Here is a 25,526-nt window from a genome sequence, read left to right as displayed (position 1 = left end):
GGAGAGGATCAAGAGGTGCTGGCCAAGCGTCATGCGCTGTATCAGCAAGCTCGTAATCAACACCCGCATCGCTGGTCAGGTGCAACGCGAAATTGGCAACCTATCGGAGCCGTCACGCTCAACCCAGCGCGGGAGCAACCGACACTGAAAATAGCAGCTTAAAAACACGGCTGACGCGACAACTACCTTGCAAAACGCCGGGCGAACCCAGTGCTGGATAACGTCGACCCACGCCAACCATGAAGGCGACGAAAAGGGCAAAGCGCATTCATAGGCGTTCTGCTTGGACAAACGAGCAACTGGTGAGTTAAGAAAAAATCCGCATAATCGGCTCAAATCAAGATTTTCTTGGCACACTGAAAAAAATCCACGCCCGGGACAGAAAACTAAGGATTTACCATGAACTCTGCTGGATACGCTTGGCTACAGGAGTCTCTGCGGCTTTCAAGCTTCCCATTGCGCCGACCGGCACGGGTGCAGCCCGTAACCCGTATCGAGCAGATCGGGGAAACCTTGGCTGTGCCGGCCAACGTAGCCCCCGCACCAGATGACCTTTTGGGACACCTATTATTTGCGCTCAAACATGAGGGCATCAATCTCGCCATATTGGCCCAGGCGCTTCCACAAATCCCGGCTGCGGCCATGGAGGCCGAGTTCGAAAGAGCCCCTAACGGTATATACATCCGAAAAGCTTGCTTCCTACGTGAAGCCTTCACCGGAGAAGAGCTGAGCCAGCCGTCGCCGGTGCGCGGAGCATTCGTACCGCTATTCGACCCACAGCTTTACGTAACAATGCCCGGGGAGCGCAATTCCCGCTGGAGGGTGGAGTTCAACGGTATTGGAACACTTGCGTATTGCGCCACCGTTGAGCGCACCCCTGAGATTGTCGCGCTCTTGGAATATGACTTATTGGCCCGCGCTCAAGATTTCATTCAAAACCTGCCGTCGGGAATGATGGATCGAGCCCTCAATTGGGCGTACCTCCACGAAACCAGAGATTCGTTTGCAATAGAGAAGGAGTCGCCAAGCGAGGACAAGTCGCGCAAATTCATTAAGCTGCTGCGACAGGCCCACGAGCGTATTCCACTGAGCGAGGATTATCTGGTCCACCTTCAGAATGCGACGATTTCAAACCCGCTCGACATGGCGGGCGCATTTCGCCACGCGCAAAATCATTTGGCCGGCCCACTACAAGGCGCGGCAGGCGTTACATACGTACCACCTCCACCCGAACTCTGTCGGGAGTTGATGGAACAACTCATGGTGCTGGGTAACGACGCGCCGGGACGTATTGATCCTCTGGTAGCCGCCGGCGTCATTTCATTTGGCTTCGTCTTTCTTCACCCGTTCATGGACGGGAACGGCCGCCTTTCACGCTTCCTGATCCATCAAACGTTGTGCCGCGCCGGTGCCCTGGAGAACGGGCTGCTCCTGCCTGTATCTGTCGCAATGAAACGTGAGGAGCGGTTGTATCTGGAGACGCTGGAGCAGTTTTCCCGACCGGCGCGAGAGTTCTGGGATGTCCAATGGATTGATCACGGCCAATTCACATTCGATTTTATCGGCGATCCTGCAATCTACCGCTTTTGGGATGCGACACCAGGAGTCCGTTTCACTTTGGAAATGGCGAAGCGTGCGATTGAAGTCGAGCTTCGTGAAGAAACCACCTTCCTTGAGAACTACGACCAGATCGTTCGAGCAGTCAACGAGGCTTATGACGTGCGCGGTAGCGATCTGGCTAATCTCGTGATGATGTGCCTGACGAATAATGGGACAGTTTCGAAGAGCCGTCGCAGGCAGTACCAGTACTCAGTCCCGGCTGAAGTGTTCGACTACATCGAGCAGACGACACAATCTTTGCTTAGGGAGCAGCAACCGGAAAAGTGACTGCTTGCGCCAAGCTACGCATAAGAAATCCTGCGCCTATTGAAGAAAATTAAGGATTTCCGCCATGACGGTTCACCCGTCAGCATAAAAATTGATCGAACGGAATTCATTGAAAGCGAACCGTGTGCTGGATAACGTCGACCCACGATAGCCACCAGGGCAGCTCGCAATAGCTCGGTTTGAGCGCTTTAAAGGGCGCTCGCGAGTTAAGAAAAAATCCGCATAGCCCAGAAAAACACGGCCATTCATCAAGTTTGATTGACGGTACGCTCAAAGGCGAATAGCGCTTATCCCTGAGCGCGAAACCAGTTGCCTCCCAGCGGCTATAACTGGCGTAGGAACCCCGTCGATGGTTGGGACATCAGCGTAGGGTGAGACCTCCACACCCCTGCTTGAGGGTGTGTATATGAATATCAAGCTTAAAATTCGAGGGCTACTGTCAAGTAGCCCTTTTCTTTGCCTGTCACAAAAGCGTGTAGCGCTTGTACAGCAGATCGCCATGGCGGTGCTTGTTGAGCGACTTCGCGTCAGTGTGCATGAAGTTCCACAGCATCTGCCCCTCGAAGAACACAACGCTTATGGGCCACACGAGTACCGGGGAGGTTCGTGCCCAACAAGGGCAGGGATACCTCCAGTTGCTCCAGGGCCTGAGTCCAATAGTTCAAGCTGCGCACGTGATCGGTCTTATCCATCATGCGGGACTCCTCAGCGTTGCGTGACGCTGTCAGTAGCTTTTTTCCTGCCGCGCTCTTCCAGCAGCGTTCTCGGCAACACAAACCCTTCAAAGCTGCGCTGGGTAATCGGGTTGTTGGCCTTCTCCGCCCCAATCCGATAACGCATCAATCCATCAGCGACGGCAAAGGTCAGGTCCACGCTGGTGTCGGTTCTGCCATTGAGGTGCCCGCGACTGAGCAGGCGGAACAACGACCACGGCCCGCGATAGCTCATGCTGGCGGTGTTGCCGGTGCTGTGCACCAGGGTCAACTGGCTACCGTTGGTGTTGCCCAGGCTGTTGGGCCACACCAGTCCTGTGCGTTGCGGCGCGCCGTGTTGGTAGGGGATCAGTTGGCCGTCGACGCTGAGCATGCTGCTCAGGCGGGTGGCGCTCAGGGCCAGGGGTTCGATGGTGAGTTGCACGGCCAGGTGGCCACGGTGGTTGAAGAAGGTGTCACGAATGCGCTCCGCCTTCTTGAGCTGTTCCAGTACGTCGCTGCGCACCAGGTAGCCACCGAGGCTGTCTGAGTACAGAGCATCGAGGTTGTCCTTGAGAAACACGTTCAGGTATTGATCGTGGAACTGCTGCAGACGCCCTTGTGGACCGAAGAACGCTTCAAAGTCGTCCAGCGAGGCGTCCTCCCCGCTGACCTTGAATGGGTAGCGACCCGCCAAGCGCTCACGGTAGAAACTGTAGATTTCACTGTCCCAGCGTTTTTCCAGCTCACGCAGGGCAGCAATCACCAGCACCTGTGAGGTCTGGTCGGCGAGCTTTTTGACGTGTTGGTTCAGCGGCTCGGGCAGGCCCACGGCGACGCGTTGCAGGTTGGCTATCGGGTCAGCACCGTCCAGGGAGAAGCGGTTGAGTACGGTTTTGAGCGCCGCCTTGCCGGGATCGGGGTTGTCGTGCACGGCTTTGGCGTAGTCGTAGATGGCGCTGACTGAGCGCAGAGTTTCTTCGTAATAGGACGGCTGCTCGCCTCGCGCAGCGATCAATTCCGCCAGGCTGGAGAACGCGCGCCGGATACCGGCGGCTTGTTGCTGGCCGTCCGATACCTTGTCCATCGAGAGCGGTGCTTGCCCCTCGACCAAGGGCACCGCCGGGTAGATCACGCTGTTGTCGCGCAAGGTTTCCAGCAAACGCCGCAATGGCGCGGCTGGGCCGGTGACCTGTTCCAGCACCGCCACGCCGTGGCTGAGATCGTCGAAGTCAGTCACCGCGAACTGATTCAGTGCGCGTCGCCAGCTGTCGACGTAGTCGGCACTGTAGAGGGCGCGGATACGCTGAGTCAGCACTTTACGGTCTTCGTCGGAGTAGTCCAGGCGTTGCCGCTCGCCGAGCACCCACTGGTCAATCATCGCCAGTTCGATGATGCCCTCGGTGCCGGGTTCGAAATAGTCCTTGAAGCCCTTGGCAGTGAGCAGCGGCGGCAACTGCAAGCCGCTGCCCTCTTGATCGGTGTTGAGCGGGCGATAGACGATATCGAACGCCGGCCCCACTTCGTTGCGCAGGTCCAGCGGGCGATGCAAACGCTCCAGGGCATCCTGTTTCAGGCTCAGGTAGACCCGTTCAGCCATGGGCAACTGGCGCAGTTGCTGCTGCACCTGACCAATGCGTTCACGGTAGTGCCGCAGGTCGGCGTCGGCGTATTTCAGCGCGTAGCCCAGGTGTCCCATCAGATCGGCCTGCAACTGGCCTTGGCCAGGATAGGCGCGCTGCCATTGCTTGGCGACCCATTCTTCGACGATGGCTGGGCGGCGGTTTTGGCGTTCTTCGAGCATGCGGTACACGCGCAGGGCCGCCAGTTGCTGATTGCTGCCGGCGGGCGCGGTGTTGATTGCATCCAATACACCGCTGGCAATCGCCGGGAGGAAGCGTTTGGACAATAAGTTCAGATAGGCCTCATCCACGGTGGGGCCAATCGCCCTCCCCTGATACAGCCCCATATCCGACAGCAACGGCCAGGCTTGGCGATAGTCGCCGAAGACCAGCACCGCATCACGGATCTGGTCCAGGGGCAGCAACAGGTTGCGCCCGGTAGGGTCGACCTTGGCGTCGATGTCCCGCCCACTGAACTCCTGGCTCTTGGCCAAGACGTTGGCCGCCTTGTCGCGGTTGATGTTGAAGTAAAACTGCCAGGTGCCGATGACGACCAAACAGCCCAAGGAGGCGACGCTGAACCCGGCGATCAGCAACCGTCGCTTGTTGCGGGCCACCTTGATGTTGTCGCCCGCCAAGCCTGCTTCGGGGTAGATCACGCGCTGGAACAGTTGCTGGGCAAAGTAGATGGCCGTGCCAGCGGCTGGTTTGACCTCGGGTGGCGGCGGCGGCAGTTGATAGGCTTGCCCCGCTTCTTTGACGAAGGCATTGCTCAGGGTGCCCTGCTGAAGCACCGAGGAAAAATACAACCCGCGCACCAGCGCTGGGGTGGTGAAACGATCGCTGCCGAGCATTTCGCTGAGAAAGCCGAACAGTGCCGGGCGCAAGCCCGCTATCTGATGCATCAGCGCCTGCAAGCGATCACGCTCATCCAATGTACGCGAATCCCTGGTGCTGTTGAAAACCTGTTCGCTCAGGCAAGCGACAAAGGTCTGGTATTGGCGCGTCAGTTCCGCCAGCCAGGCATCGAAATCCTCCACCGCGTCCAGGCTGAAGGTGAAGCCCAACAGGTCTTCGCGCCCACTGCGCGACAAGCGGGCGAAGAACTCTTCAAAGCCCTCCAGCAGGTCGAACTTGCTCAGCGTCACGTACACCGGCAAACGCGTGCCCAACTGCCGCGTCAGCTCAAACAGCCGAGTGCGCAGCAGGTTGGCGTGGGCTTTGCGTTGTTCGGGACGTTGCGCCAACAAGACCTGCACATCGATCACCAGGACCACACCGTTCAACGCTCGACGGCTGCGGTTGCGCGTCAGCCAGTCGAGCAGGTGCGACCAAAGGCGCGCATGGGTGCCGGTGGGCAGTACCGGTTTGACCTTGCCCTGTTGCTCGACGTTTTCAGCCAGTGAGTCCGGATGGCTGAGGAACTCACCCGGAGGGTCGATCAACACTGCCTCGTCACCGATCCACCAATCCACCGGAAAGGCCAGTTGCTCTTCCTGATGAGCCCTCACTCCGGCCTTGGTCACATGGGATAACGCAAAGCTTTGGTTGGAACGCGTGATCAGGCTGGTCTTGCCGGCATTTTCCTCGCCCAGCACCAGGTACCACGGCAGTTGATAGAGCGAACGGCGGCGCTCCATATTGTTCAGCAGGTTGCCCAGGCTGCGGTCCAGCGCACGCTCCTGCGCCTCGATATAAGGCAGGCTGGGATCGGCTTGCACCGCGGCCTCATGTTGACGCTCCACCTGCAGACGCTGGTAACGATTACGCACCCGCCACGCCCAGATCAGCAGCGGCATCACCAGCACCACGACACTGGCCGAGACGCGCACCGACAATTCACTCAGCGGTTGATGCTCGCGCCAGGTCCATTGCGGGCCTAGCCACCAGATGGCGATCAGCAAGAACACCACGCCCAACAGCACCAGCACCGGCAATGCCTGGTTGAACTGACGCAGTACCGGCAGGAACCAGCGTTTGAGGTAACTCCAGACCGATTTCATGAGGTGCTCCGTGCATATTTGTAGAGTGCGCTACCCGTGAATGAACAAAACCGCTTTCCGTCCAACAGCGCTGTTCCTTTACCCATTAGCCTTCGTCCCACGGTCATGGCTTGCGCTCCGCAAAGCTGGCGATGAACTCATCGAGGATGCGTTTGCTTTCGGCAGCTTCCTCGGCACTGGGCCCGCGAATATTGGCCCAGGGATCCGGCTTGGGCGCGACCGAGCCGTGGCGGATGCGCACCGACTTGAGGATTGCGTCCCAGACGGCCATGGCTTCGTAGTCGGTTAGGGAGGGGTTGACGGGTTCTGGGCTCGCGGGCTGTTGCCAAAGCGGGAGGTCGTAGCCTTTGTTGGCGAATTGGGGAAGGGTCCAACGCACGAGGTCTTCTGGTTCATCGGGGTCAATTGGACCTGCGCTCATACCCCCTGCTGAAAGGCGGATACTCATGGCAGGGCGGCTTAGAGAGGGATTGTCGCGATAGTTCTCACTGACAAAGAGTATCTGACGGTGAGTATCGTCACTGAAACCGATCAGCGACTCTTCAGCTTGCATGCCGGCCAACATGATTTTCCCTGCCCGCAAATTTTCGTAATCGCCTGCGAGAAAAATTTGCCCGTCTTTTGGAGTGCGGACGTGCAAGCGCTCTTCATCATCAGGTGATAACGCGTTGATGTAGATGTCCAGCGAGACATCCGAGGCAGGAGGACCAAAATCAAAACTGGCAATCTCCTGATCGTGATGACTGCGAATCACAATCGGCCCAAGCGCAAACCCCGTGCCGGCATTTTCGGGGGTGACCTTGAAGATTTCCTTTGACAGCTTTAACAGTTGGGCTTGAACGGGATCCGTATCGCCGTCGTAGGATTGAGCTCTGAGCATGACGTAGACATCGTCGATCAGCAGATGAGACTCATGAACGAACGTTTGGCGGCGTGTTGCTTGCTTGTAGTACTGCAGCAACTTTTCTCTAGATGAGACAACTTTCGCCGACACCAACATCGACACATCTGAATTCTTATGGTTTTTAATCGCTGAAATACGACGCGCCCGCTCATTCAACGCCGCATCAAACCGCTCCTGCGTCACCCCCTCCCCCAAGATCAAGACCTCAACGCTTGAGTGATCAGCTCCCAATCCGTAGTACAGCTTCACATCGCCGCCGCCCGTCCAGTTGGCGGGCAGATCGATCAATCCACGGCCCAGCGCCCAGGTGCGCATGTTGCTGGTCAGTTCGTGCACGGTGTGTTTCTCCTGTTCACTGGGCTTTTTGAGAGCGGCGCAACCGCTGAGCAGTGCAACCGTCAGGCACGTTAAAAAATGTGGCAGCCTACGCAGAAGAGGCTGGAAGCGTTGGCGATGAACGCGCCGACAAGGCGACCTAGGCGCGCTCATCATTGATCTTTGTCCTCAGGAAACGGCTTGCGCTTTTCAAAACTGGCGATGAACTCATCGAGGATGCGTTTGCTTTCGGCAGCCTCTTCGGCACTGGGCCCGCGAATGTTGGCCCAAGGGTCCGGCTTGGGCGCGACCGAGCCGTGGCGGATGCGCACCGACTTGAGGATTGCGTCCCAGACGGCCATGGCTTCGTAGTCGGTTAGGGAGGGGTTGACGGGTTCTGGGCTCGCGGGCTGTTGCCAAAGCGGGAGGTCGTAGCCTTTGTTGGCGAATTGGGGAAGGGTCCAACGCACGAGGTCTTCTGGTTCATCGGGGTCAATTGGACCTGCGCTCATACCCCCTGCTGAAAGGCGGATACTCATGGCAGGGCGGCTTAGAGAGGGATTGTCGCGATAGTTCTCACTGACAAAGAGTATCTGACGGTGAGTATCGTCACTGAAACCGATCAGCGACTCTTCAGCTTGCATGTCGGCCAGCGTGATTTTTCCAGCGCGCAAATTTTCATAATCGCCAGCGAGAAAAATCTGTGTGTCTTTTTTGGTGCGAACCTGCAAACGCTCGTCATCATCCGGTGATAACGCGTTGATGTAGATGTTCAGTGAGACATCCGACTCAGGAGGGCTAAAATCGAAGCTGGCAATTTCCTGATCGTGATGGCTTCTGATCACGATAGGTCCCAAGGCAAAGCCTGCACCGGCGTTCTCGGGTGAAACTTTGAATATTCCCTTGGACAGCTTTAACAGGCGCGCCTCAACGGGGGCTGTATCACCGTCATAGGATGAAGCGCGGAGCATGACGTAGGCGTCCCCAACCAGCAGATGGAATTCGTGCACGAAGGTGTCTGGGACTTCAGTGCTCTCAAAATACTGCAACCATATTTTCTGCGGGGTTTCACGCCTTGCGGAAACCAACATGGATGCATCCTGCTGTTCATCGTTCTTGACAGCCGCAATTCGGTGCGCACGTTCATTCAATGCGGCATCAAACCGCTCCTGTGTCACCCCCTCCCCCAACACACGTACTTCAACGGACGAATGATCGGCGCCCAACCCGTAGTAGAGCTTCACATCGCCACCGCCACTCCAGTTGGCCGGCAAATCAATCAAGCCTCGGCCCAACGCCCAGGTGCGCATGTTGCTTGTCATTTCGCTCACGTTACGTTTCTCCTGTTCGCTGGGCTGTTTGAAGGCTGTACATGAAGCGAGAGAGCCCAGCACCAGCCAGACAAAAAAAATGATCAGCCGACGCATAGGGGCCTCTCGGCTTTCGCCGCAATTTTGATGATCGAATAGAGGGTGAATTGCTGTGTTAGCGGGTTGGCGTAGGACGCTTCATGATCGAACCCAGGCGCCTTGACTTGCTGGCGGACGCCACCATTGCGCGCCTGTTTTATTGGTGCGCTGCCCGAACTGACCGGTACGGTGCCGTCGCCGGAGCCGTCCTGCATCTTGCAATGCAGCTCCCAATAGCTGGTCTGCACGGTTTTTGCGGGCGCATCGGGATCGCCGCGCATGGGCGGTATGGGTTGCTCGTGGCCGCCGATATACACAGGGCTGCGGCCATCATCCCTGACCTGATGCATTTCGAGATTGGAAACCGTGAAGCTATCGGGGTGCGAGCCGTGAGGACCATTGAGGCGAGACCCGCGCTGCATTTTCCAGGTGATGGATTCGAAGCTGGGGTGCTTGTCTTCGCTGCCGTAGTAGACGTAGGTTTGCGGGTGATAGGAGCCGCTGATACGTTGATGAAAGGCTTTTGCCTTCTTAATGTTGTCCGCAAATGTTCCCCACGTAATCGGATCACCATCCTTCGGTGCCAGCCACTCTTCACGCAGTAATCCCCACCAACGGTCGCGGCGGAGATAGATCTCTTCGTAAGGGTCTTTTACAGGCTGGCGCGGCATCGCCGAAACACCCTGATTGTCGATCAGCCTCAGCCAGCCAGGGGAATAGTCTTGTGTTGGCAGCAATTGCAAAGCACCAGGCGCCTGCGCAAAAACGGCGGTCACTTCCCGACCGGTCGGACCGATCACTGCTCCGGCAATCGGATCTTCATCGCTCATACCGACCTTGCAACGGCGATAAGCGACCGGAGCCCCAGTGGCGGGCATCACCCCATGCACGACGCCGGCAATTTTGGCCCCCATGCCGGGCAACTGCGTACATCGTCGAGCCACCAATCCGCCCATGGAGTGGGTGACCAGAATGACTTGCTGACAGTTTCGACCGTATTGGTGCATCAGTTCGTCAATGCGTGCAGCCAGGCGCTGTGCAGCGATTTTGTTGGAGTCCAACCAGTTATACCCACACGCATGCACCGGCATTCGATAGTCACCACGCGCCAACAACTCATCCGAGATAACCGGCGGCAACTGACTGGCCAGGTTGAGCCCCAATCCCGGCATGGCAATGGGAATTTCGGGTTTTAACCGAGTGATATGAGCCGGCCCAGGCTCGACAGCAACGGTATGCAGGTGCTCGGGCCGAATGTCGAATTGCGGCCATTGGTGAGGCAGGAACTGGTTGTTCAGGGCTTCTTCCAGCCAAAGAAGAAGGGCGTGGTAGCTGGTTTCACTGACCTCGCCCCAGCCGCGCTCCCTATAGCGCTTGGTCAGGGCCTGCGTTGTGTTTTTATTGTCCAACCCCGACTGCGCTACGACCGTGCCAGCAGGTCGTTTGGGCACTGCGCCTTCGTTATCAACTTCCACCCTGTCCGGGTGCAACAGTTTTTGTCGTATACCGGCATTTTTGTTGATCCAGTTCATGGCCAGCCACATATTCTTGCCCATGAATCCCGCATCCAGACGCCATACGGGGACCGCTTTTTCCTTTTTATTCCGCTTATCAGGCTTGCTCTTCAAATTCGACCCCATAATCCCCGGCACAAAAATCACCGGCAATATCCCGTCCGGCGGCAATATGCAGTGCACCGGGTCCGTAATGCTGCTGGGCGTGAGGGTCCAGGTATGCACGGGATTGCCCCGAGCGTTGTAGGTCATGGGCGCCACGCGCGGCGCCGAGGGGTTGTCGGTCATGCCGGTTCTCCATTATCGAGCCATTCCAATACAAGCCCTTCCAGCGTCATGCCCTGTTGCAGGGTGACGAAGCCTTCAGCATCGGTACGCCCCTCAAAACGTGCGCCATCCTTGCGAACCAATGCATAGGCGCGGTTTCGGATAGGCTTCCCGTCGGTAAAGAGGGTTTGAAAGCGTTCGTTAAACGATGTGCTGGGCCAGCTATTGAGTTCAGTGGCGGCATTGCTGGGGTCTATGAAGTACTTGTTCGCGGCCTTCACCGTGAAATCGCCGGGCATGCCCATTTCGATATTGCCGCCCTGCATCTTGATATAGGCGCCACCGCACAGCAGAGTGATGTGCTTGTCCGCCGCCACCAGCACATGTTGTTGGCTGGCGCTGATTTCCACGCTTTGATCGGCCTGCACCTGAATGCTGTTGTGCTGGGCCTGCAATAACAGTTGGCCATTCTGGGTGATATGGCGCATGTCACCGCCCTGGGCGAATAGGCCCAGCTCGTCGCCTGCATTGATGACCACTTTTTTACCGGCGGTGAGGTGCTGGTTCTGCTGTGCGACGCTGTCGATGTGTTCGCCTGCACCCAGGGCGATGCTGCGGGATGTGGCGGCGGCAATACCGGCAGGCCCGCTCAAAGCGATGATAGGTTGCGCGCCACTGCCGGTGCCATTGGCCTGGTCGTTGGCGCCGTGCCCTAGATGGTTTACGGCGTCGGTGAGGGCCTGTTGCGGTTGCGAATCCTGGGCGATGCCTTGGGCAACCTCAGCCGATACCCCCAATTGCTTGGCCAACGCCAGGGCGGCTTGCAATATCTCGACTACTTGCCGACGTTCCAGTTGCCCGGCACCGGCCTTCAGTTGTGCCTCGGCGCTCAGCAATAAACCTTTGGCCCCGCGCAACGCACCGTGACCATCGGTACGCAACTCAAACCCTTCGCCCCTCGGTTTTCCGCCACTGTAGTGGCGCGGATGTGTGAGGTAGCCCAGGTGCAGAGCGCTATGATCATGATCACTTATCAACGCCGCACTGATTTGCGCAGGGGTGTCGTCGATGCGCAATTCGTTGGCCCGGGTGCCGTTGAACTCGCGGCTCTTAGTTGTCGCTATTGCCTTGAGCTTGGGCAGCTCATACGGCGGCAAATTGGTTTGCCGGTACGCGGTCCCCGTGGCGATCGGCTGGTCAGGATCCCCGTCCAGATAGCTGATCACCAGCTCCTGACCCACGCGTGGGATGGCCATCGAGCCCCAAGTCGCTCCGGCCCAGCCCTGGGTGACGCGGATCCAGCAGGAGCTGTGGTCGTTGTTCTTGTCCGAGCGATCCCACGGGAACTGCACTTTCACCCGGCCCCATTCATCGCAATAAATCTCTTCCCCCGGTGGCCCAACCACCGTGGCAATCTGCGGGCCGTCAATGCAGGGTTTGTCTCGCAACGGCGCTTTCCAATCCGAGGTCCAGCGGATGGCTGTGGCATTCAAGGTGTAAGAGGTGCCGAGTCCGCTACCAAACGATTCTTCCTGCAAGCTGGTGTGCTGCTTGCCTTCGTGCTGGATGGCGATGGTGCGCCAACGGTCATTGAAGTCTTCGCGTGGATGCTCGTTGAGGTCGAACGCCAACCCCGGTTGCAGGCGTTCATCGTCACCTTCCACATGGGCCAATTTGGCGTCGTTGCGCAGCGCCGCCAACCGTGTCTTGGTAAAGGGCTTGCCGGCGATGTCGCGTTTGTAGCGCCCGGGATAGTCGTAGCGTTCGTAGTCCTTGTGCTGGTTATTCAGGTCCTGGTCGCCGGTGGCGGTGTGCTGCTGGTTGTAGCGCGGGTGGGTGAAGGTGTAGTCGCGCTGCACCTGCACGGCGGTGCGCACCTGTTCGGTGTAGTGGAAGCGGGTCAATGCCGGTTCCAGGGCATCGCCGCCACTCATGGGTTGGTAGATCACTGGGCAATCGGTGTGGGTGCCGATGGTGCCGAGGCCGCCGACGCGGTCGGTGAGGACGAGGGTGTGGCCGTCGGCGCGGTGTTCGAAGGTATAGAGCAGGCCTTCTTCGGCGGCGAGGCGGGCGATGAAATCGAGGTCGGTTTCGCCGGCCTGCACGCAGTATTCGCGGGGTTGGTGCTCGAAGCAGATTTCAGTGCGGATGTCGGTCAGCTTTTGCTCGGCCAGCATGCTGGTGATGATGTCGGGCACGGTCTGGCCCTGGAAAATACGCCAGTTGGAACGCAGCCCAAAACGCGCCAATGTCGGTTCGACCACAGCGGTGTAGCGGGTGCGGCGAAAGCCGGTGTCGCCCTGTTGGAACAGGCTGACCAAGCCATGCACGTAGCGCACCGGGGTGTCGTTGCGCCAGATGGTGAACACCGCGGCCAGGTCGAGCATGCGGAAGAAGTCGATAGCCGGGTGATGGCTGACCAGTTCCAGCTCCAGTTTGAACGGCTGGGAGAGGCCTTCTTCGAGCTTGAAGGAAACCACTTCGAAGGGATCGCCCCGCAGCGGTTCGAAGGTGTAGCGCAGGTCGCTTTGACGGGGCATGTGACTAGTCCTTACCTTCACTGATAACAGTTGCCACTTTCCGGTACAACTCCGGCTCCCACCCTTGCGCCGTGGTATCGCGCATCAACCGCGCAACGTTGGCGTACAGGTCATCCGCCAGCCACGACAAGCCACGCGATGTCAGCAAGTCGGCGGCGATCACCGTGGCGTAGCTGCGCTGGCGCGGGGCGTCTTGGGCAGCGTGCAGTTCCTGCAGGCGCAGCAGCACCCGCTCAACGCCTTCAGTGTTGAGTTGGGCGGCCAGTTCGTCGCGTAGGCCGGTGTATTCCTGCACCGGCCTGCCGGTGGTTTGCGCCTGGTCGGCACCGCTGATCCAGGCCTGGGTTTGCGCATCCACGAACGGCGTACCGTCGCTGAAACACAACTCCAGCAGCGTCGGCAAACGGCAGACAAAACGTTCACAGGTCTGGCGAATGGCAGCGGCCACCTCCTCCATTGCCAGGCGCGAGGCGACGTGGGCGGCCAGGTAACTGCCACGCAGCCAGTACGGCGAGGCACAGACGCTTTTTTCGATGCGCAGCAACAGGTTCGGGTCCAGGGCGGTATGGTTCAGCGCATCCTGGTAACCGTCGACGATGTCCTTGGGCACGGCGGTCAATTCGGTGCGACGATCGCGGGTGATGGGCGGCGCCGTACGCAGGTGCGACCACAGACCGAAGCGGCGCAATTGGTAGCCGGTGGGGTCGTAGGGGTCTTGTTGGTTGATCTGCTCGGCCATGTTCAACACCGCGCGGCGCTGCTCACGTTCATTGCTCGGCACTTGCGGTTTGGGGCTGTTGAAAAATGCTGAATCCAGAACGTTGCCGGAGATGGCCGCACGGGTAGGTTCAGTGGCGACGACCGGCTCGCTGTATTTGTCCAACTGCCGTTGCAGCGAGTCCAGCGGTGCAGGATCGAGCTTGGCGCTTTCGGCACAGCGTTGCAGATTGGCCAGGGCCAATTCCGCCGCGGCTTGATAGGCCGGTTCAAAACTGCTGCGCTCCAGGGTCGGCAGCACCTGCCCCAGGTCGCTCAACAGACGATGCACCTGCTTGCGTTTGTTCAAGTAGCCGGTGGGGCCCGGCTTGGGGTAGGCACTGTCCCAATACAGTTCCACCATGCCGGCCACCAAGCCCAGGGCATCGGCCCAACGCGCCCATTGGCGAGTTCGCAGCCAGACCACTTGCAGATGGGCGACGATGCGCCAGTGCTTGCACTGAGTCGCCAGGTATTGGCGGGAGGCTTCATCGATATAGGGCCAGTCAATGTCCCCCTCTCGTAGGCCGCCAAGCTTGACCATTTCCTGGTCGATGGCCTGGTAGGTTTCATCCTCCACATCGAAATGCCCGGCGGGTTGCTCGGGATCGTTGGGTGTCAGCAGAAACTTGACGGTGTCCGCCGGCACGTCGATCACCAGCGACATACTTGGCGCTCCTGCTCGATCAGTTCACCCAGCCCTTCGGCATCGAAGACCAGGCCGTGCAGCCGCGGATAGTCACTCTCCAGCCGCAGGCGCTGGCCGCCGCCCATGTTGCGCAACAGGGAAATCGCCTGCAGCCCGCGCCCGGCGTCGACCACCAGGCCCGCGTCGTCCAGGACCTGCCACTGATAGGCCGCGGAGACCGGGCGTTCATCCTTGAACAGCTGGATGCGAATCTTGTTGGGCTTGGCCGGTTCATCCAGCACCAGTTGCAGGCGCGATATTTTCGATTCGCAACTGATGGCCAAATAGGGCCGAGGCGGCAACGCGCCCAGGGCCGGGGCGGAAATTACCAGGCGGGGTTGTTGGTCGTTGTCCGGCTCCGGGAATGACGACAGCAGGAAACGCTGGTCGTCGGGCGCACGCTTGGCCTCGTTGCGTTGGACCAGATCGACAATCGGCAGCACCCGACCCAGGGCGCGTGGCGGCGCAGGTGGCTGATGGATGGGTGTGCCAGCGGCCAGATCAAAACATTCCAGGCGCTTCAGGGGCGAGACGATGGCAGGGCAATCTTGTGTCGCCGCTTGCACACCCGTTACAGCCACCACCATGAGACAAAGCCCCCATTTCCACCCTCGCCATCCGTCGCGCATCAACACCTCCTGAAATGCCTCATCGAGGTCAACATCAGACATTTTTTTAAGTTTCGAACTACCGCTTTTTAGCATGCGAGTTCAACGATTAACCCAAAGAGCATCTCCTGAGTTCAACAGGGAGGCAAGTAAAAGACGAACAACTCGCCACATAATCCGAACAAAAAGAATTGCCCGTCAGGCACCTCTATAAACCACGTAGGAACAATGCAAGCATGTACAACTCTCTATGCCAGCTTCCTACGAATCGCGTCCATATCGCCCTACATGACAAATATTGCAATATCCGGCTCTAATGCCCCGACCTCCCGAAAAGGATTTTCCCCATGTCGAAAACTCAGGGTTCTGTCGCGCCCAAAGAACGCGTCAACATCAAGTACGTCCCGGCCACGGGCGATCAGCAGGCTGAAGTCGAGTTGCCGCTTAAGTTATTGATCACCGGTGACTTCAAAGGCCACGGCGAACTAACCGGCCTTGAAGACAGGCAATCAATCCGAATAGACAAAGACACATTCAATGAGGTACTGAGCAAAGCCGAAGTTACTCTAGACATGGCCGTTCCGTCTGTTTTGAATAACGACCATGACACCGACTTGAATGTGCAAATTCAATTCAAAAACATCAACGACTTCGGCCCCGACGCCGTCGCCCGCCAAGTGCCTGAATTGAACAAGTTGCTGGAATTACGCGAAGCCCTGGTTGCACTCAAAGGCCCCATGGGCAATGTCCCGGCCTTTCGCAAACACCTGCAGAGTCTGCTGACCGATGAAACCGCCCGCCAACGTCTGGCAAGCGAACTGAATCTGGTGCTCGACGCGCCCCACAACTGATTGAACGCCCTTCTCAACGGAGTACTCCCCATGCCCATGGAAAGCGCCGCCGCCCACGTATTGGTGGCTGACGAATCGCCGTCGTTGCTCGACCAATTGCTGGCCAACACCACCATCCGCCCGTCCCAGGAGGGCTACGCCGTCGCCCGCCAAGGTGTGGCTGCGTTTATCAGCGATATCCTGCAAAGCGGCGATCACCAGCAGCCGGTCAACAAGCACCGGGTCGACCAGATGATTGCCGAGATCGATCGCGCATTGAGCAAGCAGATGGACGTGATCTTGCATCAGCCACAGTTCCAGCAACTGGAATCGGCCTGGCGTGGGTTGAAACTGCTGGTGGATCGCACGGATTTCCGCGAGAACATCAAGCTGGAAATGCTGCATGTCACCAAAGAAGAGCTGCTGGACGACTTCGATAACGCCGGTGACATCACCCGTAGCGGCCTGTACAAGCACGCCTACACCTCCGGTTATGGCCAGTTCGGTGGCGAGCCGATCGCGGCGATAATTGGCAACTACACCTTCGGCCCATCGTCCCCGGACATGAAGCTGTTGAGCTACGTCGCCTCCGTGGGCGCCATGGCCCATGCCCCTTTCGTGATGGCTGCCGGCCCTGAGTTCTTCAACCTCAAGAGCTACCAGGACCTGCCGTCGGTCAAGGAAGTCAGCGATATCTTTGAAGGCCCCGGCCACACCAAATGGCGCAGCCTGCGCGAGATGGAAGACTCCAAATACATCGCCGCAACACTGCCGCGCTTTCTGCTGCGCTCGCCTTACAACGGGCTGGAGAACCCGATTCGCAGCTTCTGCTACAACGAAACCGTCGACGGCAACCACGACAATTACCTGTGGGGCAACACCGCGTTCCTGATGGCCTCGCGCATCACCGACAGCTTCGCCCGCTACCGCTGGTGCCCAAACATCATCGGCCCGCAGTCCGGCGGCGCGGTGGACGACTTGCCGGTGCACCTCTATGAGTCCCTCGGCCAGTTGCAGGCCAAGATCCCCACCGAAGTGCTGATTTCCGACCGCAAGGAATTCGAGCTGGCTGAAGCCGGTTTCATTCCCCTGACCATGCGCAAAGACAGCGATAACGCGGCGTTCTTCTCCGCCAACTCGGTGCAAAAACCGAAGAACTTCCCCAAGACCCGCGAAGGCCAGGAAGCCCAGACCAACTACAAGCTCGGCACCCAACTGCCGTACCTGTTTATCGTCAATCGCCTGGCCCACTACATCAAGGTGCTGCAGCGCGAACAGATTGGCAGTTGGAAGGAACGCCAGGATCTGGAGCGCGAACTCAACACCTGGCTCAAGCAGTACATCGCCGACCAGGAAAACCCCTCCTCAGATGTACGCAGCCGTCGCCCTTTGCGCGCCGCACAAATTGTCGTGCAGGACGTGGCCGGCGATCCGGGCTGGTACCAGGTGTCGTTGGCCGTGCGCCCGCACTTCAAGTACATGGGCGCCAACTTCGAGATCTCACTGGTCGGTCGGCTGGACACCCAATAAATGGGCGGCAGCCTGTTCGAACGCCTGGAACCCGACGCACCGCGCTACCGCCCCGGCAGCGCGGATGAACAGGCGCGCCAGCGGGTCGAGGCGATCAAACGCCACCTGGAACAGGTGCTCAACTCACGTCAGGGCTGCTCGCAAAGTAGCCCTGAGCTGGGCCTGCGTGACTTCAATGGGGTCACCCAGGCCAGCAGTGACTTGGTGGTGAGCATCAGCGCCGACATCCGGCGTTCGGTGGAAGCCTTTGAACCACGCATCAAGGTCACGGGCGTGCGCTTTCAGCCCGAACCAGACCTGCCGCTGGAGCTGAACTTTCGGCTCGATTGCCAGGTACGGGTCCACCACAAGGAAGAACTGGTGCAGATCGAGGTGGCCATGCATGGCCACGACGGCTACACCCGAGTGAGATGAGAATGCAATGGACTTGAAACAACGCTTTGCCGAGGAGCTGCGCTACCTGCGCGAACTCGGCCGCGAGTTTGCCGAGGACAACCCGCAGCTGGCGCAGTTTCTCGGCGATCAGGCCGGCGACCCGGACGTGGAGCGGCTGCTGGAAGGCTTTGCCTTCCTCACCGCCAAGCTGGGCATGAAGATCGACGATGATTTGCCGGAACTGACCCATCCGCTGTTGCAGATGCTCTGGCCCAACTACCTGCGGCCCTTGCCCAGCGCGACCATCATTCGCTTTACACCGTTGCCCAACGCGATCAGCCAGCGCCAGGTGATTCCCAAAGGCACGCCGTTGTTTGCCAAACCGGTAGATGGCATCTCCTGCCAGTTCCGCACCTGCACCGACGTCAACCTGTACCCACTGGCCTTGCAGGACGTCAGTGACGCCCACAGCCGTGAGACCTCGGTGATGCGCATCGACCTCAAGGTGTTGACCGAGCAGCCGCTGACCAGCATGGCCTGTGACCAGCTGGACTTTCATCTGGGCGGCGATAACGCCACCGCGCTGACCTTGTACCTGTGGCTTGCCCATTATCTGGACAGCGTCACGCTGCACATCAATGACCAAAGTTATCGCCTGTCAGCCAAGAATATCGGCTTCCCCGGTTTCACCCCTGAGGAGGCCCTGCTGCCCTACCCGCGCAATGTGTTCGATGGCTACCGCATCCTGCAGGAGTACTTTGTGTTCCCGCAGCGGTACCACTTTTTCAGTCTGAACCACCTGGCTCACGTTTGGCCGGATGTCAGCGCCACCACCCTGCGTTTCGAGTTTCAGTTCAGCCGGCCAATGCCGCCCGATATCCGCCTGCGTACCAGCGACTTGCACCTGTACTGCGCGCCGGCGGTCAACCTGTTCCGCCACGATGCCAACCCGATCGCGCTGGACGGGCGCAGCCTGGAGCGGCGTATCAGCCCCAGCGGCAACAGGCCCGAAGCCTACGAGATTTTCAGTGTCGACAAGGTGACTGGCTGGGATGCTGCGGACAAGGAGCGCAAGGGCGATCCGTTGCGGCGCTTTACGCCGTTCGAGTCCTTCCAGCATGAGATCGAGCACGCGCGAGGCCGCACGGCACTGTACTTCCGCACGCATATCGAGGAGTCCCATGGCCGCGAGGGCTTGCGTCATCGCATTGCTTTCGTGCGCGGCGATGAAAGCCTGTACATCGGTGAGCATGAAGCGGCGTCCATCGAGTTGACCTGTAGCAACCGTGATCTGCCGCAGTTGCTGGGTGTTGGGGATGTGTCGCTGTCCACCGAAGTCACGCCGTCGTTTGCCACCTATACCAACCTGATCGCACCGACTCGCAGCTACCGGCCCGTGCTGGACAGCAGCCTGCACTGGACGCTGATTTCCAACCTGTCGCTGAACTACCTGTCGCTGCTGTCGGCCGAGCCGCTCAAGGCGGTGATTCGCGCCTATGACTTTGCCGCCTTGCACGACTTGCAACAGGCCCGCGCCACGCGCAAGCGCCTCAACGGCATCCACGAGGCCGTGACCACGCCCATCGACTGGCTGATGAAAGGCCAGCCGGTGCGCGGCTTGCAGACCCGCTTGCAACTGGACCAGAACGCTTTTCTCTGCGAGGGCGAGCTGTACCTGTTCGCCAGCGTGCTTTCGCACTTCTTCGCCCTGTACGCGAGCATCAATTCCTTCCATCGCCTGGAAGTGATCAATACCACCAACAACGAGCGTTATGAATGGCCACTGTTGACCGGCAGACAACCCGTGATCTAGCCGATGTGCTGCTGGCCGACGCGCGGAACTATTCGTTTCACCGTCTGCTGGAGCATTTGCACGCTTTGCATGACGATGACCTGGAGGCGCAGCCCTTGAGTGCTGCGACGCGCCGTCGGGTGCGCCTGCAAAGCCATGCGGGGTTGGGCTTTCCGGCCTCCGACGTGGTCGAGGCGGCGCGCCTTGAGGAGGATCGCGAAGAGGTGCGCTATCGCTTGCAGACGAGCTTCTTTGGCTTGCACGGTAGCGACTCGCCACTGCCCGGCTATTACCTGGATCGTCTGGCTTACGAGCAGGCCCAGGAGCGCGGGATCCGGCCAGCGTTCATGGATTTTTTCAACCATCGCTTGCTGACCCTGCTGCACACCAGTTGGCGCAAATACCGCTACTACATTCGCTTTCAGGCCGAGGCCAGCGACCGCTTTTCGCGCTACGTATTCTCCATGGTCGGACTGAACGACAACGACCTTCGCGGTGCCACGCCGCTGCCCTGGGGCCGCCTGCTGAGCTTTGCCGGGGTGATTGCCAGCCGTAGCCGGTCGCCCTCGGTGGTGTCTGGCATTGTCGAGCATTGCTTCGACCTGAACGGCGTGTACATCCGTGAATTCGAGGTGCGCTCTGTAAGTTTTCCGCAGCGTCAGCGCCTGGCGTTGGGCAAGGTCAACGGCACCCTGGGCAACGACTTTGTGGTGGGCGACCGCAGCAAGACCCGCGCCAGCAAATTCACCTTGGTGATTCCCAACCTGACCCAGACGCGCTTTCGGCAGTTTTTGCCCAGCGGTGAGCAGTTCGGACGATTGCGCCAGTTGATGGATTTTCTGCTGCGCGACGTCACCGCCTACGACCTGGAACTGGGCCTGCGCGAAGAGGACGTACCGCCCTTCAACCTGCAACGCGCTGGCGGCACCCACCTGGGCTGGACCAGCTTTATCGAACATCAAGAACAACGTCATCGCGCCGTGGTGCGGATTCGGGGGCGCGCATGAAGTTGACGCTGGTCATCAATAATCCTGCGCAGTTGTTGCACGGGTATTTACCCCTTCACCGGTTTGGCCCACAAGGCGGCAGCATCGGCAGTGCCGCGGCGGACTGGCGCCTGGAGGATCGCCACAACAGCGTGCAACCCAATCACTGTGAAATCAGAGTCGTCGAGGGGCGCTTTTGTGTGGTCGACCGTAGTGGCCACACCTATGCCAATGGTCATGATTTGCCGTTGGGTCGCGATGTGGCGGTGAGCCTCAACGACGGTGATCGATTGCTGATTGGTGCGTATCAAGTCGCGGTGCAGTTGGGTGAGCACGCCCCAGGGTCGCGCTCGCTGGATGAGCTGCTCGGCGGCCCCCCTGAGGGCATGCACGTGTGGCACCAGAAAGACCTGCCAAGTAGGCCGCTGGCGGATAGGGGACCTGTTACTTGTCCGGAATTCGAGCGCCTTTGCCGGCCCGAGGATCTAGCCGCGCAAGGCGACCCGTTGCGAGCGATGCATGAAACGCCGCCACCCGAACCGCTGGCTGACCGTTGCGCGCCTGCACCCAAGCGCACCGTCAGCCTGTTCAGCACCCTGCGCCTGGGTAGCTTGTTGCTGGCCTGCCTGACCCTCGTCGGCTGCACCATGCTCGGCAAGATCGGCCAGGTGATCTGGACGCCATCCATCCCGGTCGGCGGCCCCGACGATCAGCCCAGCCGCTACTCCCTGAGCCTATATGCCAGCGACAACGTCAACCCACGCCTGATCAGCACCGGCACGGCGCCGGATGAAGACGCGAGCCGCTCGCCCTACACACTCAACGTGCAGGCAACCAGCCCGCAGGCTCTAACGGACAAAGTGCAAACCCTGCTCAGTCACCTTTACGAAAGCGTACCGGCCCAATCGCCACTGAGCGACGAACCGGCGCCCGTAGTGCCGATGTCACCTCTGGAAGAAACGCTGTTGGGTGACTACGACGCCCAGGGTGTACGCCTGACCACCCCGTGGGGCAACCCGACACTGGCGCATGTCGCCACGCCGATCGCCTTCAAGGTGTTGCAACTGACCGACGATTCGCTGCTGGTCAACGCCAGTCCCCAGGCCCTGGCCGAAGACCTGAAAAAGACCTTGGGCAGCACCTATGTCCGCGCCGACGACTACCTGCTCCAGCCCGGCCAATTCAAGTTCATCGACCTGCGCACCCTGGATGAAGACACCCGCTTTATCGCGGTGATTGCCAACTACCACAGCAGCGAGGTCGGCCAGTGGAAACAGCGTCTGCGCGTCGAGCCCAAAGGCCGGCAATACGCGCTGCTGGTGCAGCTGGACGCCGCGCAGGTCAGCCTCAAGGGAGAAACCCGATGACGCCCTTTCCAACCGCTATTGCCCAGAGTAATTTCCGATGAGTTCACGTAACCCCGTCATCTGGCATGAAGGTTTGTTCGTCAAACCCCAGCATTTCCAGCAACAGGCCCGTGCCGCCGAAGCCGCCGTGCACCAGCGTTTTCACAGCCTCAACGACGCGCTCTATGGCTTCAGCGAGCTGGGGTTGAACGACGAATACCTGGGCTTCGGCAAGGTCGCGATTATCCAGGCACGCGGAATCATGCCCGACGGCAGCGTCTTCGACATTCCCCATGACCTGGCACCGCCCTCCCCGCTGGAAATCGCCGACAGCAGCGCCGTCGGCCAAATCGTCTACCTGGTCCTGCCGCTGCGCTCCAACGGCGCCCTCGAAGTGCGCTGGCCCGACCAGTACGGCAACAGCCGCTACATCGTCCGCCGGGAAGAAATCCGCGATACCCACAGCGATGACGGCGATCAGGTCGGCATGGACCTGGCCGTGCCCAACCTGCAACTGATGCTCGAACGCAGCGACCGCAGTGCCTTCACCGGCATCGCCCTAGGCCGGATCAAAGACAAGCGCCCGGATGGCAGCCTGGTGATGGACGAGCATTTCTACCCCACCAGCCTGTCCCTGCAAGCGGTGCCAGCGTTGCATCGCTACCTGGGCGAAGTGGCCGGGCTGATGCGCGAGCGGGCCAAGAACCTGGCCCAGCGTATCGGTTCACCGGGGCAGTCGGGCGTGGCCGATGTCACCGATTTCAATCTGCTGCAAACCCTCAACCGCTTGTTCCCGCTGTTCCAGCACTTGGCTCGCCAGCGCCAAGTCCACCCGGAACGGCTGTACATCGCCCTGGCCCAGGCCTGCGGCGAACTGGTGACCTTTACCGATGAGGGCCACCTGCCCCAGGAATACCCGGCCTACCAGCACGACAACCTGCGCGAATCCTTCCAGATGCTGGAACACACCTTGCGCCGTGCCTTGGGCACGGTGCTGCAACCGCGTGCGGTGTCGTTGCCGATTGTCGAGCAGCAGTACGGCGTGCGTAGCGCGGCGTTGAACGACAAGCGCCTGCTGGACAACGCCGAGTTCATCCTCGCCGTGCGCGCCGAACTGCCCGCCGAGACCCTGCGTCAGCAACTGCCCAAGCAAATCAAGATCACCTCCACCGAAGGGCTGGAGCAACTGGTCAGCCTGCAACTGCCAGGTATTCCACTGCGGCCGCTGCCGGTGGCGCCGCGGCACCTGCCGTTCCATGCCGGCTTCAGCTACTTCGAACTCGACCGCCATCACCCTGCCTGGCAAAGCCTGAGCAGCGGCAGCGGGTTCGGTTTCCATATTGCCGGTGAATTCCCGGAGTTGGAGTTGCAGTTCTGGGCGATCAGGAGTGAGAGAGATGAATGAAGCAACGTCCACCGAAACCACGCCACCTGCGAACACCCATCAGCTCTTGGGTTATTTGCAACAGGCGACCGGCAGCAAAGAACCGGAACCCGTTGAGGAGCAGGCCAAGCCAAAGCCGCCCGTACTGCTCGCCGACCCTGAATTCGACATCCGCGGCGTGGCCTGGAACCCGTTGTGCGATGCCGCCACGCCACTGATCGGCCTGGTCATCCGCCTGCGTCGTCTGGACCAGCATGACGACGTACCTGCGTTGTACCTTAGCGTCAGCAACCAGATCACCACGATCATGGAAGAAGTCAGCCAGCTCGACTACGACGCCGGCATGCTCAAGGCCTACTCCTACAGCCTGTGCCTATTGATTGACGAGGTGGTCATGCGCACCACCTGGGGCAGGCTCTCCAGCTGGAGCGCACGCTCGTTGCTCAGCCAATTCCACGGCGAAACCCAAGGCGGCGAAAAATTCTTCACCGTGATGAACAACATGATCCCCGAAGCGGCCAGGTATCAGCATGTGCTGGAGTTCATGTACCAGTGCCTGATCTCCGGACTGAAGGGCAAATACGGCGCCCATATCAAGGGCGATGACGAAATACAGAAGATCATCACCCAACTGCACGGCCTGCTGCGCCCCTTGCGCGGCGAAACACCCAAGCGCCTGACCGACCCGCTGAAAAACGTCGCACCGCGCAACTACCGAATCAAACGCGCCTGGCCGCTGTGGACACCCTGGGCCATGGCCGCCGTCGTGCTGACGATCGCCTACACGATCTACTCCATCCGCCTGAACGCCATCACCCAGCAGGTGCTGGTGTCCCTGGAGCGGGTGCTGCACCTGTAACCGATTTTCAGCGTGCTCATCCCGAGCGCCTGCAAAGCCATGGCCGTGTCGGCCATAACCCGCGGCCCCCATGGGCCGTTCACTTGATCACGACAAGGAGCTTGTCATGCCAACACCTGCGTACATCAGCATCCACGGCCAAACCCAGGGCCACATCACCAAGGGCGCGTTCACCGCCGACTCGGTGGGCAACGTTTATGTGGAAGGCCACGAAGACGAAATTCTCGCCCAGGAAATCGACCACGCAATCGGTACCCCCACCGACCCACAGAGTGGCCAACCGTCCGGGCAACGGGTGCACAAGCCGCTGACCTTCACCAGCGCCTTGAACAAAGCCTCACCGATGCTCTATCAGGCCCTGGCCACCGGCGAAATGCTGCCGACCGTTGAAGTGAAGTGGTTCCGCACCTCGGGCGACGGCAAGCAGGAGCACTTCTTCACCACCAAGCTGGAAGACGCCACTGTCGTCGACATCCACACCGTGCTGCCCCACGCGCAGAACAATGACAACGAAAACTACACCCAACTGATCAAGACCAGCCTGGCGTATCGCAAGGTCAGCTGGACCCATGTGGTGGCCGGTACCGAAGCCTCGGACGACTGGCGTAAGCCGGCCTAAGCAGCACCCGAACCGTTGCGCCGCACCGCTCGCTGTGTGGCGCAATACCCACGCACTCACCACAAGGAGGCCCCATGCCCCGTCAAAGCGACCTGCGCTACACCTTCGAACCGCTGCGGGGCGATCCCTTCGAAGTGGTTTCCTTCAAGCTCGAAGAAGGCCTCTCCCAGCCGTTCAAACTGGAACTGGAACTGGTCAGCCATCACCCGGCTATCGACTTCTTCCGCATGCTCGATCTGGCCGCGGTGTTCACCATTTGGCGCAACGACACCCCGGTGCGTTACGTGCATGGTTTGGTCAGCCTGTTCCAACAGGGTGACACCGGCTTTCGCCGCACCCGCTACACCGCTGTGGTCGAACCGACATTGACGCGTTTTGGGCTGCGTTCCAACTGGCGTATCTTTCAGGGCCAGACCGTGCCCGACATCATCACCAGCATGCTGGCCGAGCAAAAGCTGACCGACATCCGCAGCGAAATCTGCTTCGAGCACCAACCTCGCGAATACTGCGTACAGGCCGGCGAAACCGACCTCGACTTCATCGCCCGCCTCGCCGCCGAAGAAGGCCTGCTCTACACCTTCGAACACCGCGCCGACGGCC

Annotated in this window: 18 protein-coding genes; 11 read left to right on the top strand and 7 right to left on the bottom strand. The window is 59.6% G+C overall.

What is annotated here, in order from left to right; genetic code table 11:
* The first annotated feature begins 399 nt into the window (after positions 1-399).
* Entirely contained in the window at positions 400-1,887 is a 1,488-nt protein-coding gene (locus AACY42_RS27255) for a Fic family protein (RefSeq protein ID WP_339483569.1), read from the top strand.
* A gap of 705 nt (positions 1,888-2,592) precedes the next feature.
* Here the strand turns inward: AACY42_RS27255 and tssM are convergent.
* The 7 genes from tssM to vasI form a co-directional block, all read right to left on the bottom strand.
* Positions 2,593-6,204: a type VI secretion system membrane subunit TssM gene (gene tssM / locus AACY42_RS27250; RefSeq protein WP_339483568.1), complete on the bottom strand. Its 3,612-nt coding sequence runs from the start codon at positions 6,202-6,204 to the stop codon at positions 2,593-2,595.
* A 103-nt stretch (positions 6,205-6,307) separates the two neighbouring features.
* Positions 6,308-7,444 carry a T6SS immunity protein Tli4 family protein gene (locus tag AACY42_RS27245; RefSeq protein WP_339483566.1) on the bottom strand — a complete coding sequence of 379 codons (1,137 nt, stop codon included), beginning with the start codon at positions 7,442-7,444 and terminating at the stop codon, positions 6,308-6,310.
* A 152-nt stretch (positions 7,445-7,596) separates the two neighbouring features.
* On the bottom strand, positions 7,597-8,850 hold the full coding sequence (locus AACY42_RS27240; protein WP_339483564.1) for a T6SS immunity protein Tli4 family protein: 1,254 nt from the start codon (positions 8,848-8,850) through the stop codon (positions 7,597-7,599).
* A complete protein-coding gene (locus AACY42_RS27235) occupies positions 8,838-10,634 on the bottom strand; it encodes an esterase/lipase family protein (protein WP_339483563.1) in 1,797 nt (598 codons plus the stop codon). Before AACY42_RS27235 ends, AACY42_RS27240 begins: the two co-directional genes overlap by 13 nt.
* Positions 10,631-13,153, bottom strand: a complete 2,523-nt coding sequence (locus AACY42_RS27230) for a type VI secretion system Vgr family protein (protein WP_339483561.1) — start codon at positions 13,151-13,153, stop codon at positions 10,631-10,633. The genes AACY42_RS27235 and AACY42_RS27230 overlap by 4 nt, the downstream gene beginning before the upstream one ends.
* Positions 13,154-13,157: 4 nt before the next feature.
* Complete coding sequence (gene tssA / locus AACY42_RS27225; RefSeq protein WP_339483560.1) at positions 13,158-14,576, bottom strand: type VI secretion system protein TssA; 1,419 nt, start codon at positions 14,574-14,576, stop codon at positions 13,158-13,160.
* On the bottom strand, positions 14,564-15,226 hold the full coding sequence (vasI, locus tag AACY42_RS27220) for a type VI secretion system-associated protein VasI (protein ID WP_339483559.1): 663 nt from the start codon (positions 15,224-15,226) through the stop codon (positions 14,564-14,566). The genes tssA and vasI overlap by 13 nt, the downstream gene beginning before the upstream one ends.
* Before the next feature lie 326 nt (positions 15,227-15,552).
* On the opposite strand from vasI, the gene tssB reads away from it, so the two are divergent.
* The 10 genes from tssB to AACY42_RS27170 form a co-directional block, all read left to right on the top strand.
* Positions 15,553-16,056 carry a type VI secretion system contractile sheath small subunit gene (tssB, locus tag AACY42_RS27215; protein ID WP_339483558.1) on the top strand — a complete coding sequence of 168 codons (504 nt, stop codon included), beginning with the start codon at positions 15,553-15,555 and terminating at the stop codon, positions 16,054-16,056.
* A gap of 36 nt (positions 16,057-16,092) precedes the next feature.
* Positions 16,093-17,565 (top strand): type VI secretion system contractile sheath large subunit, encoded by a 1,473-nt coding sequence (tssC, locus tag AACY42_RS27210; protein WP_339483570.1) that lies wholly within the window; start codon positions 16,093-16,095, stop codon positions 17,563-17,565.
* Positions 17,566-17,979 (top strand): type VI secretion system baseplate subunit TssE, encoded by a 414-nt coding sequence (tssE, locus tag AACY42_RS27205; protein ID WP_339483556.1) that lies wholly within the window; start codon positions 17,566-17,568, stop codon positions 17,977-17,979.
* 7 nt (positions 17,980-17,986) lie between these two features.
* Positions 17,987-19,753: a type VI secretion system baseplate subunit TssF gene (gene tssF / locus AACY42_RS27200; protein WP_339483555.1), complete on the top strand. Its 1,767-nt coding sequence runs from the start codon at positions 17,987-17,989 to the stop codon at positions 19,751-19,753.
* Positions 19,717-20,739, top strand: a complete 1,023-nt coding sequence (tssG, locus tag AACY42_RS27195) for a type VI secretion system baseplate subunit TssG (RefSeq protein WP_339483554.1) — start codon at positions 19,717-19,719, stop codon at positions 20,737-20,739. Before tssF ends, tssG begins: the two co-directional genes overlap by 37 nt.
* The gene (gene tssJ / locus AACY42_RS27190; RefSeq protein ID WP_339483553.1) at positions 20,736-22,085 is read left to right on the top strand and encodes a type VI secretion system lipoprotein TssJ; all 1,350 of its coding nucleotides are present in this window, start codon (positions 20,736-20,738) and stop codon (positions 22,083-22,085) included. The genes tssG and tssJ overlap by 4 nt, the downstream gene beginning before the upstream one ends.
* 37 nt (positions 22,086-22,122) lie before the next feature.
* Positions 22,123-23,469 (top strand): type VI secretion system baseplate subunit TssK, encoded by a 1,347-nt coding sequence (tssK, locus tag AACY42_RS27185; protein ID WP_339483551.1) that lies wholly within the window; start codon positions 22,123-22,125, stop codon positions 23,467-23,469.
* Complete coding sequence (gene icmH / locus AACY42_RS27180) at positions 23,462-24,307, top strand: type IVB secretion system protein IcmH/DotU (protein ID WP_339483549.1); 846 nt, start codon at positions 23,462-23,464, stop codon at positions 24,305-24,307. The genes tssK and icmH overlap by 8 nt, the downstream gene beginning before the upstream one ends.
* 106 nt (positions 24,308-24,413) lie before the next feature.
* Positions 24,414-24,926: an Hcp family type VI secretion system effector gene (locus AACY42_RS27175; RefSeq protein ID WP_339483548.1), complete on the top strand. Its 513-nt coding sequence runs from the start codon at positions 24,414-24,416 to the stop codon at positions 24,924-24,926.
* Between the two features lie 74 nt (positions 24,927-25,000).
* Positions 25,001-25,526 (top strand): type VI secretion system Vgr family protein (locus AACY42_RS27170; protein WP_339483547.1); only part of this gene is annotated, 526 nt, incomplete at its 3' end.

This window comes from Pseudomonas sp. RL_5y_Pfl2_73, assembly GCF_963970515.1.
GTDB lineage: Bacteria > Pseudomonadota > Gammaproteobacteria > Pseudomonadales > Pseudomonadaceae > Aquipseudomonas.
Note: the sequence above shows the minus strand (reverse complement) of the source record. Positions and strands in the feature narration are given on the sequence as shown.